The organism is Pseudomonas sp. PDM15 (assembly GCF_014851565.1).
Lineage (GTDB): Bacteria > Pseudomonadota > Gammaproteobacteria > Pseudomonadales > Pseudomonadaceae > Aquipseudomonas.
In genome coordinates this window covers 490,861-504,216 of record NZ_JACVAA010000004.1, presented here as the reverse complement: position 1 = coordinate 504,216, position 13,356 = coordinate 490,861, and the positions used below count along the sequence as shown (strand labels likewise).

Here is a 13,356-nt window from a genome sequence, read left to right as displayed (position 1 = left end):
ACTGCTCCCGACTGAACGAGGGAGAAGGGTCATGCTGTTTCTGCTGGGTTTCCTGCTGCTGGTGCTGTTCTGCCTGACGGTGCTGGTGCGCGCACTGCTGCTGCTCCCCCTGCGCGGCCTGCGCCAGGGCTGGGAGCCGGCGCTGCGCCGCTATGGCCTGAGCCTGCTGCTGTGCGCCGGCGTGGTGCTGTGGGAGCTGGGCGCCCTGTACGGCTTCAGCTGGCAGCAGCTGGGCAAGGCGGACCGCCGACAGATGATCGACGCCGCCGTGGCCTACGCCTACCCCGAGGCCTATGGCAGCCTGGCCGAACTGCGTCGCGACTACGCGTATTTTCGCCCCGAGGTGAGCTACTGGGACAACTGGGAATACGAGGGCAGCAGCGATGTGCTGGACAAGCTGCTGGGCGACACCCATTACCAGATTCGCCTGCCCGATCTGGTGGTGGTCGCCGATGTGCATGGTCAGCCGCTGCGCTACTTCGCACTGGATCAAGAGCAGCAGCCGGTGGCACCCGATCGCCCCGAGCTGGGCCTGGTCGGCGATGTGCAGGACGAACGTGAGGCCAAGTCCGTGGGCGATCAGCTGCGGCTGCGCTGGTCACAGCCAAAGCGCGGCGAGGCCGAGGTGCACGGCGACTGCTTCAGCGCCTACAGCAGCCAGGCACGCAACCTGACACTGGAGCTCGACGCGCTCGGTGCGGTACCAGTGCAGCTCGCGCAGCCGCCAGGCTTCTACCGGGTGCAGGCCCAACTGGTGCCACAGGACGGCTACCGCCTCAGCGATGCGCAGCATCAGCGCATCACCCGCGCCGAATTCATGCGCCTGCGCCAGCAGTGCCGGGAAAGCGCCGCCGAGACAGCCAGGGCGCAATTGAACTGACCAGCCATGCAGCCCGTGGCGGCGGCCGGCACCTGCAAGCCGCCGGCGAGGCTGTTACCCTGCACCTCCCGCCATAATCGACTCCGCTCCATGGACAAGCTTCTCCTGCAGCAACAGGTCTGCCAGCGCCTCGAGGCCGACCTGGCGATGCTACTCGCCGCCGCCGACCTAGCCCGCCAGGCCGCTACCCACGAGGAGAGCAAGGCGGAGAACAAGTACGACACCCGCGGCCTGGAGGCCTCGTATCTGGCCGCCGGGCAGTCGCGCCGCGCCGAGGACATCCGCCGCGCGCTGGCCGCCTGGCGCGCCCTGCAGATGCGCGCCTACGACGATGCCAGCGGCATCCAGCTCGGCGCGCTGATCTGCCTGGTCGATGCCGCCGAACGCCAGCAGTGGCTGCTGCTGGGCCCCGACGGGGCCGGGCTCAAGCTGGAGCATCTGGGCGTGGAAATCATGCTGATCACCGCCCAGGCGCCACTCGGCCAGCAGCTACTCGGCCGCGGCCCCGGCGACGAAGTGCAGGCCGGTGCGGCAGCCTGGCAGATAGTCAGCGTCGAGTGACTGCCTTCAGGGCACGCTGACCCCGAGCGGCTCCGCCAGCCGCGCCAACTGGCCGGATTGCACCAGCCGCGCGAAGGCGTGATCGAAGCGCCGACGCAATTCGGCGTGGGTGCTGTCCTGGGGAAAGGCGAAGTAGCCGCGCTGCACGTCGATCAGCGGCCCCACCTCGCCGACCCGCTCCTGCAGCCTCAGTTCGAGCAGATGGGGCTGGGTGTTGCGCTGGTTGCTGGCGAGCAGGTCGATGCGCCCGGCCTCGAGCATGCGCAGGCCGTTGTGTACCGACTCCACCGTGATCGGCTGCAGGCTGGCGCGCACCGCCTCGAACTGGCTGCCGTAGATCCAGCCCCGCACCACCGCGACCCGCTCGCCGCGCAGGCTGGTGTAGTCGCCGTTCCAGGCTGCCGCCTGACTGCGCCGGGCATAGAAGACGATACGGTCCTGATAGAAGGGTTCGGCAGCGAAGGCGAAGCGCGCCTCGCGCTCGGCCGTGCGGTAGGGCCCGACCAGGATGTCCGCCTGTCCCAGCTCGACCATGCGCTGGGCGCGCACCCAGGGATACAGCTCGAAACGCAGCTCCTCGCCCAGCTCGGCGGCCAGTTGGCGCAGCACCGCCGGAGCCAGGCCGGTGAAGTCACCGGCGGCGTTCTGCTCGTAGACCTGCGGAAAGCTGGTGCCCACCACCAGCCACTCGCGCGCCTGCGCCAGCGAGCCGAACAGGCTGGCACAGAGGCCGAGCAGACACGCGCACAACGCTGTCCGACACATGGGCGACTACGGCACTCAGGCCGCCTCGGTGGAGGAGTCGCCCAGCAGGTAGGCGTCGAAGCCCAGCTGGTTGAGCAGGTGCACGGCAAGCTCGCTGCGGATGCCGCCCTCAGGCGTGACCACGTAGCAGGTCGCCCGGTCCAGGCTGTCGGCATGGGTGCGCAGGTTGGCCACCGGCAGGTTGAAGCTCTCCGGCAGGTGCGCCAGGCGGTACTCGGCGGCCAGGCGCACATCGAGCAGCAGATGCTTGCGGCTGCCCTGGTGGGTCATGCGCTGCAGATCCTGGCTGTTGATGCGCGGGATCAGGCTCGGCCGCACCAGTTCGACGAACAGGTCGCGATGTAGGCGGGCCAGCTCGCCGTCCTCCAGCATGATCACGCTGGCCGAGCGTACGGCGCCGCTGACCAGGGCCTCCTCGCCGAAGAAGTCGCCACTCTCCAGCACCTGGGTCGGCTGTTCGCGGTAGGCCTGCGGCAGGCTGATGCGCGCGCGCCCGTGCTTGATCACGTAGAAGTGCTCGCCGGGCTCGCCATAGGTGACCACGCTGTCGCCGGCCCGCGCCTGCAGGTATTCGAAGCGCGCCAGCAGGGCGTGCAGGTGCGAGGGCGGCAGGCGACCGAACAGCGGCGTACTGAGCAGGCGCGCCAACCAGTCGTCCTCGTCGTGCTCCTCGACCATGCCATCGCCGCCGAGGCTGTTGACCTGGTAGGCGGCGTCCTGGCTCCAGCCGAGCAGGCGCTCCAGCAACTGGTGCTCGACCGCGAACAGGCGCACGTCGGTGATCGCCTTGATGCTGTTCGGATTGAGCTGGCCGGGGTTGAGCGGCAGATGCGCCTGTGGCGAGCCGCCCTCGATGGTCTGCCGACCGGGCCCGGCGTCCACCGCCACCTTGCCTTCCAGCAGGTAGTACTGGGCGAGGGCGCGCTCGCCTTTCTGCAACAACTGGGTGCCGGCCGGGCGCTGCAGGTACTTGAGGCTGGCGTGCAGCTGCTGGCGGTAGGCCGGGGTGAGGAAGTCCATCGGACTGAAGCTACTGAGCTGTTCAGGGGTGAGCGGGGCACTGCTCATGGCGGGCTCTCCTGCAAGTGATACAACCACTATGGCACCGGCTGCCAGTGGCTCCCAGTCCTTTGGTCGCGCCGAAAAAAGCACTTCTCAATCAGAGGGTTGTGCACAGAGGCCGGGGATGACTCTGTGGATAAGCCGGTGATGACTGCGGCCGGACCACGGCTGGCGCGGGCTGGCCGGCAGTGCCTATTTCTTGCCCAGGCGCCAGTGAAAGTAAAGGCCGGCAAGCCAGGACAGCAGATTGCTGCCAGCTACGAACAGAATGAAGCCCCACTCAAAGCCCTCCTTGGTACTTGCCCGCTCGAAGCCAAACGTCGTCAGCAATAGCGAGCCCAGCAGGTGCAGAGAAATCCAGGCATAGAACAGACGCCGCCAGCGAGCCGCCACCAGTAAATAGCTGATCAAGGGCGCGAGGATGATCAGCATCGCTACCAGCGTGACCACCGACAGATCGAGGCCATGTCGCGCTGCAATGGCAAGTCCCATGGCGATGAACAGCAGCCCATAGATAAGGCTGCACCACTTGTACCAGCCGTATCCCCGCGGTCTCCCAGGCATTGCCGAGGCATCGCTGTGCAGGCTACTGCCCGGCGTGGCATAGGGATTGATCTCGTCCATGAGTATTTCCTTCCAGTCAGTCCGCCAGCTCGCGCCAGGTCAGATATAGGCGCAGATCGAATTCCAGCTGGTGATAGTCGGGCAGCATGTACTGGCACAGCTTGTAGAAGGCCTTGTTGTGCTCGGCCTCCTTCAGGTGCGCCAGCTCGTGCACCACGATCATGTTGAGGAACTCCGGCGCTGCTTCGCGGAACAGCGCGGCTACGCGGATTTCCTTTTTCGCCTTGAGCTTGCCGCCCTGCACCCGCGAGATGGCCGTGTGCAGGCCGAGGGCGCGGTGGGTCAGGTCGAGGCGGTTGTCGTACAGCACCTTGTCGATGCTCGGGGCGCTGCGCAGGTATTCCTGCTTCAGCTCCAGGGTGTAGCCGTACAGCGCCTTGTCGCTCTGCACCTGGTGGCGGTTGGGGTAGCGCTTGGCCAGGTAGTCGCCCAGGCGATCCTCGGCGACCATCTGCATCACCTGCTGCTGCAGGTGCGGCGGGTAGCCCTGGAGATATTTGAAGGGGGTGCTCATTGCGCCAGTGTAACCGCCGACGGCCGCCTTCCGGCAGCCGTCGGCGGCGAACGGTCAACGCACCTTGAAGCGATTGACCAGCTCGACCAGGCGGCGGTTGGAGGCCAGCAGCGCGTCGGTGCTGCGGTCCGCCTGCTGCCCACCGGCGACCAGATCGTCGACCATGTGGCGGATGGCGACCATGTTCTGGTTGATCTCCTCGGTCACCGCGCTCTGTTCCTCGGCGGCAGTGGCGATCTGCGCGCTGAGGTCGTGGATGCGGCTGACGGACGAGGCCATGTCGTCGAGGCCGACGTTGACCCGCGAGGTACGATCCGCCGTGGCCTGGCAGCTGGCCTTGGTCTGCTCCATGGCCTGTACAGCGGAGCTCACGCCCTGCTGCAGCTTGGCCAGCATCTCGTTGATCTCCGAGGTGCTTTGCTGGGTACGGCCGGCCAGGGCGCGAACCTCGTCAGCCACCACGGCGAAGCCACGGCCCTGCTCACCGGCACGCGCCGCCTCGATGGCCGCGTTGAGCGCCAGCAGGTTGGTCTGCCCGGCGATCTCGCCGATCACCCCGAGCACGTCGTTGATGCGCTGGGCGTCCTGCTGCATGGCCAGTACCCGCGCGGTGGCGCTCTCCACCTCGCCGACCAGGGCCAGTACGCTGGCCGAAGCCTCGGCCACCACCTGTTTGGATTGCTCGGCGTTGTCGTTGGCGTTGCGGGTGAAGGCCGCCGTCTCGGTAGCGCTCTGCGCCACGGTATCGGCGGTGGAGCTCATCTCGGTGATGGCGGTCACCGCCTGGTCGGTCTCGTTGGCGTGACGGGTCAGCACCTCATTGGTGTGCCGCGACTGCTGCTGCAGCTGGGCCAGCTCCTCGGCGATCAGCGCCGAGGCCTGGGTGACGTCGGCGATCATGTTCTGCAGGTAGGCGACGAAGCGGTTGACCGACTCGCCCACCGCGTCCATCTCGTCCTCGCCCTTCAGGGCGATGCGCCGGGTCAGATCGGCATCGCCGGCCGACAGCGAGTCGATGTTGCCGCGCAGCACATGCAGGCGCTGCATCAGCTGGCGGATGGCGAACAGCATGGTAGCCAGCAGCAGGATCACCAGCGGCACCTGGATGTAGGCCAGGATGCTCAGCACCTCGGAGCTGTTCTCGGTCAGCAGATGGGTCGGCAGCGCCGCCGCCAGCAGCCAGGGCGTGCCTTCAATCGGCTGCAGGTAGAAGGTCCAGGCCTCGCCGTCGTTATCGAACTCATGCTTGTACAGGCTCTCGCGGCCGATCTTGCCCAGGCCCTCCTGAATCTCACTGACGAACGCCGACTGGCGGGCCAGCTCGGAGACATTCTTCAGCACGATTTCGCCGCCGATGCGCGTCTGGTTGCTGAGGATCTTGCCGTCCGGCTCGACGATCATCACCTCGCCCTGGATCTCCTTCTCCTTCTCCGCCACCAGATTGTTGAAGAAGCCCAGCGTCACGTCGATGGTGGACACGCCGAACGGCGCGCCGTCCTTCATGATGGCCATGGCGCAATTGGTGCGCGGCTGGGCACTGGCATCGTCCTTGTAGGCCGCGGCCCAGGCGCACTGCCCGCGCGGCGCCTGCATGCCGGCGCGGTGCCAGGGCTGCTCGTAGTACTTCAGCGACTCGGCGGAGTTCCAGTAGGTGTTCACCGTCATCTTGCCGCTGGCGTCGCGGTGGAAGAAGGTGCTGTGCTTGTCCTGTTCGGAACGCTTCTGCGGCAGCGGCCAGATACCACCGCCGAAGACCTTGGGATCGCCATACTGGTCGACCAGGCCGGGCACCACGACATCAATGGTGTCGCTGTCGAGCAGCGGAATGGTCTGGGTGATGCTGCGCGACTGTGCCTCGACCTTGGCCAGCTCGAAGAGGATGGTCTCGGAGATGGTGCCGACCCGCCCCAGTACAAGCTGCTCCTCGGAGGCCTTGAGCTTGGGCGTGACGAAGTGGCGGATACCCTCTTCGGTGAGCAGAAATACCACCGCGATGAAGGCAATGAAAATGAGGGTGTAACGGGCCTGGATTGTTTTTATTGAGCCCATGGTTGCTCCTGCTCTCTGACTGCCGGTGCTCCCGCGCTGCACTGCGCCGCGGGAAAGGCCCGGGATGAGCCTGTTGTCAGCATATCCCGGTTATCGGTAGCGCGGCGCAAGGCTTGATTGCAAAACTTCGACAGCACTTGCGCAGCCGACGAACGTGATGCACGACCGTGCCAGTGCGCAACATGTTGCGCAGCCACCAACAAAGCAGTGAGCGAGCGCATAAAACCGGGCGCCGATGCTGGCAGCGGACGGCGCCCTGGGGCACTGTCTGCACTTTTCGCGCACGCCGATAAGGAGATTGGCCATGGGCAAACCCGCCGCCCGCGTATCCGACACCGATGCCTGCCCGATTCCGGGCCACGGCCCCAACCCGGTCAGCGCCGGATCACCCAACGTCCTGATCAACAACCTGCCCAGCGCCCGGGTTGGCGATCCGACCGCCTGCGGCGACGCCATCGCGGTCGGCATTCCCACCATTCTGGTCAACGGCAAACCGATCGCCCATCTGGGCAGCTCCACCGCCCACGGCGGCGTGATCGTCACCGGCTCGGGCAATGTGCTGCTCGGCAACTCCGGTGGCGGCGCGGCAATGAGCCCGGTGAGCCCACTGCAGCTAACGGGCTCCGCCGCCGTGACAGCAACTGCGATGACCACTCCTGCAAAAGCAGCAGCACCTTCCAACGCAGTGCCACCACCATCAGGTGCAGCAACTCAGAGTCCTTTGGACGCAGCCTCAAAGATTCTGAGCGACTTTCAGAAGGCCTCCAATACAGACAGAGTTTTCAATGACGTCGCCCACCCCATGGGCACGCCCGCCGATCCATTCGAGAAAGAGAAAGTTCTGGAGCAACTCAGAGTACGGGTGGCACGTGCACATGGACAAAATCTGGCGAGCACGATGCGAGTTTCCTCTTTCCCACAGCAAGACGAAGCATCACTCTGCGGTCCCGCCGCGTTCTTCTACGCATTACTTATGGATAGGCCTGACTTGTACAGCCAGGCAATCATTGAGTTGTGGGAGAAAGGCGAAACAAACATCGGGCAGCTGCACATCAAACCCAGCCACGACTGTCGCAACCCCAAGAACTTCAGCAGGCATGCCGGCGGAGATCGGATCATCGCTATCGACTGGATATCTCTTGCCAGCTTATGTGATAGCGAAAACACATTTCTCGACTACGACTCTCCCGACGATCAAGCAGCAGGCATCACCTTACCCGGCACACTTGAGTCTTGGTTTGTGCGCGCCGGAGCCAGCCTTGTGTTCGACAACATACAGCTGGGTAGTATCGGACAAACTCAACTTCTGGATCTTTTTAGCTTCCTGGATCAACAGCACCATGTCGTTTCGCTGGTCAGTGCCTCTATGGTCGAAGGCGGCATGGGAATAGGGAAGAACCATTGGATTGTCTGGGAGGGTCCTCCGAAAACTTCTGCAGGTGAAGTCACAGCAACGACCAATCTAGAAGAAGAAATTACTGGATCAAATCTTTTCTCCTGGGGCTCGCTCAGCCATCAGATCACTCGCGGCTTCACATTGAAAAAGCTGCTTGGCGATATGTTCGGCGGCAAAGTGTTCAGCAGAATTCCCTGATGGAGACGCAAAGATGAAATTCAGGATTTTTTCTATTGCAGCACTATCGCTAACACTGGGGGGCTGTGAGGCATGGATGACTGGCAATGTGCTTGCTAGCTGCGCCATGAGGGCCACACCAGAGATACTGCCAAGAGCACTACCCCTCGGCAAAGTAGGTGCGCCTTACAGTGCCCGCATCGACGTGATCAATACCAGCGCCCCGGTGGGAAAGCTGCTCACCAGCCCTGAGAGTGCATTGCCTGCGGGAGTTCAGCTAGTCCACATTGAGCGTGAAAAGCACGGACTGATTCAGGGAGTCCCAGCAGAAGCAGGAACTTATGAGGTCCTGATTTATGCGAGCACCTACGGCACCCAATGCGCTGGACAATATGTGGAGAGGCGGTATCAGCTTGAGGTGGCTCCGTAACCCCCAACCTCCCTATTTTGTATGGACCTTCGCTTCCTCGCCTTCATCATAATGCTCGACGACGCACTCCATGTGCTTTGGCGTTAGCTCTTGTAGAACAAGACGGTGCCTGGCAGGCGCTCTGGCCGGCGACTTGGATAGCCGGACCTGATCGGCCAGTACAGCGCCGACGCCGGCCCCGAGCAGTTGCTGGCGCCCGGCGAGCTGGACTGCCTGAGCGACTAGGGCGCCAGCGGCACCTTCGCCACTTCGCCACAGGCGCGCACGGCGCTTTCCAGCAGCAGCGAGCAGGGCCGATCGGCCAGGTAGCTTCGGTATACCCGTAGCAACTCCTCGGCGTCGTAGCGGCAGCTTGAACTCCTGCACTCGACTGCGAACTCGAAGCGGCTGTCGACAGGCTCCGCCAGGCGAATGGCAAGCGCCGGCCAATCGCTGGCTGGCGCTTCGTCCGGGGTGAACAACAAGCGCCCCTGACGCTGCACCAAGGCACCGCCGGCGGCGGCATAGTCGAAGACGAACAGCAGGGTCCGCGAGACCTTGGTGGTGCAATCGGCGCGCTCGATGCAGCGCTGTGGATCGTCCTGCACGGCGGCGACCGGCGTGCGCGTCGGCTCGCTTGGTGCCTGGCTGGCGCAGCCGGCCAGTAGCAGGACGGAGAACACTCCTAAGGAACGCAACAGCATCAACAAGCACCCTGAGACAGAAGGAGGGGGGAGCGTCGCGCTACTTGGCGTCTCCACCTATTGCGTGGAACTGACAGTCGGGCCGCGACTCGACCCGTTGTCGCGCAGACGGCGGCGACAAGAGTATTCCGGCCGCACGCGCCTCGCAGTCGCATAGTAGCGATGCACCGTTGAGGCTGACCACGAAGGCATGTGGAGCCCCCTGGTGGGGATTGAGTACCAACTCCACCTGATTCTCCAGCAGAGGTTCTGCGCAGCTATACAGGCTTTCAGGTAGGCCAACCAGCAGGCGCCCATCCAGATGATAGGGCTGCAGCAGAAAGAGTGGTTCGCGCCAGCCCACTACCCCGACCTTGCAGGTCAGTCGGTAGACCGCCAGATCCGAGTGAAAGGCAAGATGAAAACGCTGCGTGAGCGCCTGCCGCTCGGCAGAGAGCAGACTGCGCACAGGATCGCCCAGCCGGGCCTGCAGACCACGGCTTTCCCTGCCCAGCAGATAATGACCACGCTGGTTAGCCCAGCCAACCAGCACTGCAGCCAAAGCACCCCACAGCAGCATGAAGGTGATCATGGCGTGGTCCCCAGGCGCGGGTAGGTCAACCCCAAAAAGCCACGGCGTAACTCGACTGCAAGCTCATCGCTCATCCATAGCCTCGTGCCGGTGACATCGATCCAGTGGCTGTAGTGGCCCAGCTGAATCTCCTGCTCACACCGCTGTTTGGGTATGTCCAGAGTCCGGCCGCGAGGCGGCGTATGGCAATCACGATCCACCACAGGCACAAGCAGCGTTTGGCCACCGCGAAGTCCAGCAGAACGACGGCAAAGGCCAGATAGAAGGCGGCCAGAGTCAGCGCCCAGACTTCCCGGTAGCGCAGCAGAAGCCAGAAGCTCACGACAAGACTTCCCATGATCACGAGCATTTGCGGCCAGTAACTCAGGCTGGGGAACTCCAGGCAAAGCTTCAGCAAGGTGAGGATCAGCGGGATCACGCCGGCGATCTGGAAGAGCGTCGCCGTGAAGCCAAACAGGGCACGGCGCGTCATCCAGGTCAGTGCGGCCGTTTCCGGCGGCCCACCCATGGTCTGCGCGATAAACAGCACGCGCGTACGTTCGCGCCTGCGGCGTCGAATCCATTCGATCAGCTGCATCAAATCCTGCCCCTATAAGAGAAAGCCCCGCAGAGCGGGGCTTTCGGTGCAGCGGGTGGCTTAGTTGACCTTGGCGGTCAGCTCGCCGCTGGCGTAACGCTGGTACATGCCTTCCAGGGAGATCGGCTTGATCTTGGAGGCATTGCCGGCGGTGCCGAAGGCTTCGTAGCGGGCGATGCAGATGTCTCGCATGGCGACGATGGTCTTGGCGAAGAACTTGCGCGGGTCGAACTCGCTCGGGTGCTCGGCCATCATGCGACGGATCGCACCGGTGGAGGCCAGGCGCAGGTCGGTGTCGATGTTGACCTTGCGCACGCCGTGCTTTATGCCTTCGACGATTTCCTCGACCGGCACGCCGTAGGTTTCCTTGATGTCGCCGCCGAACTCGTTGATCACCTTCAGCCACTCTTGCGGTACCGAGGAGGACCCGTGCATCACCAGGTGGGTGTTGGGGATGCGCTTGTGGATTTCCTTGATGCGCTCGATGGAGAGCACGTCGCCGGTTGGCGGCTTGGTGAACTTGTAGGCGCCGTGGCTGGTACCGATGGCGATGGCCAGGGCGTCGACCTGGGTGCGCTTGACGAAGTCGGCGGCTTCTTCCGGGTCGGTCAGCAGTTGGCTGTGGTCCAGCACGCCTTCGGCACCGACGCCGTCTTCTTCACCGGCCATGCCGGTTTCCAGGCTGCCCAGGCAGCCCAGCTCGCCCTCTACGGACACGCCGCAGGCGTGGGCGAAGGCTACGGTCTGTTGGGTGACGCGGACGTTGTAGTCGTAGTCGGCCGGGGTCTTGCCGTCTTCTTTCAGCGAGCCGTCCATCATCACCGAGCTGAAGCCCAGCTGGATGGAGCGCTGGCACACGTCCGGGCTGGTGCCGTGGTCCTGGTGCATGCACACCGGGATGTGTGGGAATTCTTCGATGGCAGCCAGGATCAGGTGGCGCAGGAAGGGTGCGCCGGCGTATTTGCGGGCACCGGCGGAAGCCTGGACGATCACCGGGGAGTCGGTCTTGTCGGCCGCTTCCATGATCGCGCGCATCTGCTCGAGGTTGTTGACGTTGAAGGCCGGCACGCCGTAGCCGAATTCGGCGGCGTGGTCGAGCATCTGGCGCATGCTGATAAGTGCCATCTGTGAAGCTCCCAAATCAGGGTCGTTAAGTGTGCAAGCCTGCCGCAGGGGCAGGCGTTGTTCAAGTTTCAGGGGATCGGGGGTCAACCCTCTCCGCCCCACGCGCCAACGGCACCTGGGATTCGAATCCGACGAGGCCCTAACGCCCGCCGCACTGCTCGCCCGGACGGGTCCGAGCCACTTCTACCGCAATTACTGTGCCTTGCAGCCGCGACCGATCAGGTCGTTGTCCGCCACCCGGTACACCAGGCCTTCCTCACCCTTGCTATGGAAGGCCAGGATGCCGTCGCTATAGAGCGCGCCGGAACCCGAGGGTTCGCGCTGCAGGCGGTGAACGATGTCACTGCCGCCGAGACGCAGATCGACCGCCTCATCGCCCACCGGCCGCCACAGCACTTCGGCCTGGCTGTCGCAGACCCAGCGGGCCCAGCTATCGCTGGGCGTCGGATGGCCGGCACAGCCGGCCAGCAATACGACGGGCAACGCCAGGATCACCGCCTTCATCGCTCACTCCATGTCAGGGGCAGTCCTGCTGGGCGCTACCGTCCACGGTGGGGTCACCGCTGCTCTGCACCTCGACCCGCTGATCGTCCTGGGTGGACGGCAGTATGATTTCCGGCGGGCTGAGCACCTCGCAGGTGCTCGGCGCCTTGCCGCTGCAACCGGCGAGGCCGGCCACACAGAGTAACAGGATGCTGAAGGTGCGCATGACCGTGTTCCTTTCTCCGGGGTTCCTGTGCAAGGGACCGCGGAGAAAGGCCTTTGGTTTAGCGCAAACGCCTTACTTGGCGCGTTGCTCCAGCACTTCCACGGCCGGCAGGACCTTGCCCTCGACGAACTCGAGGAATGCGCCACCGCCGGTGGAGATATAGCTGATCTGCTCGTTCACGCCGTACTTGTCGATGGCCGCCAGGGTGTCGCCACCACCGGCGATGGAGAACGCCGGGCTCTCGGCGATGGCCTGGGCCAGCACCTTGGTGCCATTACCGAACTGGTCGAACTCGAATACACCGACCGGGCCGTTCCACAGGATGGTCTTGGACGACTTCAGCAGTTCGGCGAACTGCGCGGCGGTCTGCGGGCCGATGTCGAGGATCATGTCATCGTCGGCGACGTCGGCGATGGCCTTGACGGTCGCTTCGGCGTCTTCGGCGAAGGCCTTGGCCACCACCACGTCGACCGGCAGCGGCACGCTGACCTTGGCCGCGATGGCCTTGGCGGTGTCGACCAGGTCGGCCTCGTACAGGGACTTGCCGACCTTGTAGCCCGCAGCGGCGAGGAAGGTGTTGGCGATACCGCCGCCGACGATCAACTGGTCGCAGATCTGGCTCAGGCTGTTCAGTACGTCGAGCTTGGTGGAAACCTTGGAGCCGGCGACGATGGCGGCCATCGGGCGGGCCGGGTTACCGAGGGCCTTGCCCAGGGCGTCCAGCTCGGCGGCCAGCAGCGGGCCGGCAGCGGCGACCTTGGCGAACTTGGCCACGCCGTGGGTCGAGCCCTCGGCGCGGTGGGCGGTACCGAAGGCGTCCATCACGAACACGTCGCACAGGGCGGCGTATTGCTGGGCCAGCTCGTCGGCGTTCTTCTTCTCGCCCTTGTTGAAGCGCACGTTCTCGAACAGCACGATCTCGCCGGCTTTCACCTCGACGCCGCCCAGATAGTCCTTGACCAGCGGCACTTCGCGGCCCAGAGCCTTGCTCAGGTAGGCGGCAACCGGTGCCAGGCTGTTCTCCTCGGAAAACTCGCCCTCGGTCGGGCGCCCCAGGTGCGAGCAGACCATCACCGCCGCGCCCTTCTCCAGGGCCAGCTTGATGGTCGGCAGGGAGGCGAGGATGCGCGCGTCGCTCTTCACCACGCCGTCCTTCACCGGCACGTTGAGGTCTTCGCGGATCAGCACGCGCTTACCGGCGAGGTCGAGGTCGGTCATCTTCAGAACGGTCAT

The 13,356-nt window shown here is 64.4% G+C and carries 16 protein-coding genes and 1 pseudogene; 4 read left to right on the top strand and 13 right to left on the bottom strand.

Features of this window, described 5'->3' with window-relative positions:
* Positions 1-31: 31 nt before the first annotated feature.
* On the top strand, positions 32-880 hold the full coding sequence (locus tag IB232_RS13755; protein ID WP_192399186.1) for a hypothetical protein: 849 nt from the start codon (positions 32-34) through the stop codon (positions 878-880).
* Positions 881-970: 90 nt separating this feature from the next.
* Positions 971-1,441 (top strand): transcription elongation factor GreAB, encoded by a 471-nt coding sequence (locus IB232_RS13750; protein WP_192399185.1) that lies wholly within the window; start codon positions 971-973, stop codon positions 1,439-1,441.
* A 6-nt stretch (positions 1,442-1,447) separates the two neighbouring features.
* Here the strand turns inward: IB232_RS13750 and IB232_RS13745 are convergent, their stop codons facing one another.
* From IB232_RS13745 to IB232_RS23960, 6 genes and pseudogenes are all read right to left on the bottom strand, one after another.
* Positions 1,448-2,206, bottom strand: coding sequence for a substrate-binding periplasmic protein (locus tag IB232_RS13745; protein ID WP_192399184.1), 759 nt, complete (start codon positions 2,204-2,206; stop codon positions 1,448-1,450).
* Positions 2,207-2,221: 15 nt separating this feature from the next.
* Positions 2,222-3,274, bottom strand: coding sequence for a cyclic nucleotide-binding domain-containing protein (locus IB232_RS13740; RefSeq protein WP_192399183.1), 1,053 nt, complete (start codon positions 3,272-3,274; stop codon positions 2,222-2,224).
* Positions 3,275-3,460: 186 nt separating this feature from the next.
* Positions 3,461-3,892, bottom strand: a complete 432-nt coding sequence (locus tag IB232_RS13735; RefSeq protein ID WP_192399182.1) for a hypothetical protein — start codon at positions 3,890-3,892, stop codon at positions 3,461-3,463.
* A gap of 16 nt (positions 3,893-3,908) precedes the next feature.
* Entirely contained in the window at positions 3,909-4,406 is a 498-nt protein-coding gene (locus IB232_RS13730) for a M48 family metallopeptidase (RefSeq protein WP_192399181.1), read from the bottom strand.
* A 54-nt stretch (positions 4,407-4,460) separates the two neighbouring features.
* Complete coding sequence (locus IB232_RS23965) at positions 4,461-5,306, bottom strand: methyl-accepting chemotaxis protein (RefSeq protein WP_371920145.1); 846 nt, start codon at positions 5,304-5,306, stop codon at positions 4,461-4,463.
* 15 nt (positions 5,307-5,321) lie between these two features.
* Positions 5,322-6,455, bottom strand: a pseudogene (locus IB232_RS23960) (cache domain-containing protein); the annotation flags it as partial.
* A 304-nt stretch (positions 6,456-6,759) separates the two neighbouring features.
* Between IB232_RS23960 and IB232_RS13720 the strand changes: the two are divergent.
* Together IB232_RS13720 and IB232_RS13715 are read left to right on the top strand one after the other, a co-directional pair.
* Positions 6,760-8,049, top strand: coding sequence for a PAAR domain-containing protein (locus IB232_RS13720; RefSeq protein WP_192399179.1), 1,290 nt, complete (start codon positions 6,760-6,762; stop codon positions 8,047-8,049).
* A 13-nt stretch (positions 8,050-8,062) separates the two neighbouring features.
* Entirely contained in the window at positions 8,063-8,458 is a 396-nt protein-coding gene (locus IB232_RS13715) for a hypothetical protein (protein WP_192399178.1), read from the top strand.
* A gap of 221 nt (positions 8,459-8,679) precedes the next feature.
* Here the strand turns inward: IB232_RS13715 and IB232_RS13710 are convergent, their stop codons facing one another.
* From IB232_RS13710 to IB232_RS13680, 7 genes are all read right to left on the bottom strand, one after another.
* Entirely contained in the window at positions 8,680-9,141 is a 462-nt protein-coding gene (locus tag IB232_RS13710; RefSeq protein ID WP_192399177.1) for a hypothetical protein, read from the bottom strand.
* Between the two features lie 40 nt (positions 9,142-9,181).
* Positions 9,182-9,712, bottom strand: a complete 531-nt coding sequence (locus IB232_RS13705; RefSeq protein WP_192399176.1) for a hypothetical protein — start codon at positions 9,710-9,712, stop codon at positions 9,182-9,184.
* Between the two features lie 70 nt (positions 9,713-9,782).
* Positions 9,783-10,289: a hypothetical protein gene (locus IB232_RS13700; RefSeq protein WP_192399175.1), complete on the bottom strand. Its 507-nt coding sequence runs from the start codon at positions 10,287-10,289 to the stop codon at positions 9,783-9,785.
* Between the two features lie 60 nt (positions 10,290-10,349).
* Positions 10,350-11,414, bottom strand: a complete 1,065-nt coding sequence (fba, locus tag IB232_RS13695; RefSeq protein ID WP_192399174.1) for a class II fructose-bisphosphate aldolase — start codon at positions 11,412-11,414, stop codon at positions 10,350-10,352.
* A gap of 192 nt (positions 11,415-11,606) precedes the next feature.
* Positions 11,607-11,918, bottom strand: a complete 312-nt coding sequence (locus IB232_RS13690) for an MliC family protein (protein ID WP_192399173.1) — start codon at positions 11,916-11,918, stop codon at positions 11,607-11,609.
* A 13-nt stretch (positions 11,919-11,931) separates the two neighbouring features.
* Positions 11,932-12,123, bottom strand: coding sequence for a hypothetical protein (locus IB232_RS13685; RefSeq protein ID WP_192399172.1), 192 nt, complete (start codon positions 12,121-12,123; stop codon positions 11,932-11,934).
* A gap of 72 nt (positions 12,124-12,195) precedes the next feature.
* Complete coding sequence (locus tag IB232_RS13680) at positions 12,196-13,356, bottom strand: phosphoglycerate kinase (protein WP_192399171.1); 1,161 nt, start codon at positions 13,354-13,356, stop codon at positions 12,196-12,198.

Coding starts and splice junctions, on each gene's coding strand:
- IB232_RS13705 (WP_192399176.1), bottom strand. CDS start 9,712: ATGATCACCTTCATGCTGCTGTGGGGTGCTTTGGCTGCAGTGCTGGTT.
- IB232_RS13755 (WP_192399186.1), top strand. CDS start 32: ATGCTGTTTCTGCTGGGTTTCCTGCTGCTGGTGCTGTTCTGCCTGACG.
- IB232_RS23965 (WP_371920145.1), bottom strand. CDS start 5,306: ATGATCGCCGACGTCACCCAGGCCTCGGCGCTGATCGCCGAGGAGCTG.
- IB232_RS13740 (WP_192399183.1), bottom strand. CDS start 3,274: ATGAGCAGTGCCCCGCTCACCCCTGAACAGCTCAGTAGCTTCAGTCCG.
- IB232_RS13750 (WP_192399185.1), top strand. CDS start 971: ATGGACAAGCTTCTCCTGCAGCAACAGGTCTGCCAGCGCCTCGAGGCC.
- fba (WP_192399174.1), bottom strand. CDS start 11,414: ATGGCACTTATCAGCATGCGCCAGATGCTCGACCACGCCGCCGAATTC.
- IB232_RS13680 (WP_192399171.1), bottom strand. CDS start 13,356: ATGACCGTTCTGAAGATGACCGACCTCGACCTCGCCGGTAAGCGCGTG.
- IB232_RS13690 (WP_192399173.1), bottom strand. CDS start 11,918: ATGAAGGCGGTGATCCTGGCGTTGCCCGTCGTATTGCTGGCCGGCTGT.
- IB232_RS13745 (WP_192399184.1), bottom strand. CDS start 2,206: ATGTGTCGGACAGCGTTGTGCGCGTGTCTGCTCGGCCTCTGTGCCAGC.
- IB232_RS13700 (WP_192399175.1), bottom strand. CDS start 10,289: ATGCAGCTGATCGAATGGATTCGACGCCGCAGGCGCGAACGTACGCGC.
- IB232_RS13735 (WP_192399182.1), bottom strand. CDS start 3,892: ATGGACGAGATCAATCCCTATGCCACGCCGGGCAGTAGCCTGCACAGC.
- IB232_RS13715 (WP_192399178.1), top strand. CDS start 8,063: ATGAAATTCAGGATTTTTTCTATTGCAGCACTATCGCTAACACTGGGG.
- IB232_RS13685 (WP_192399172.1), bottom strand. CDS start 12,123: ATGCGCACCTTCAGCATCCTGTTACTCTGTGTGGCCGGCCTCGCCGGT.
- IB232_RS13720 (WP_192399179.1), top strand. CDS start 6,760: ATGGGCAAACCCGCCGCCCGCGTATCCGACACCGATGCCTGCCCGATT.
- IB232_RS13710 (WP_192399177.1), bottom strand. CDS start 9,141: ATGCTGTTGCGTTCCTTAGGAGTGTTCTCCGTCCTGCTACTGGCCGGC.
- IB232_RS13730 (WP_192399181.1), bottom strand. CDS start 4,406: ATGAGCACCCCCTTCAAATATCTCCAGGGCTACCCGCCGCACCTGCAG.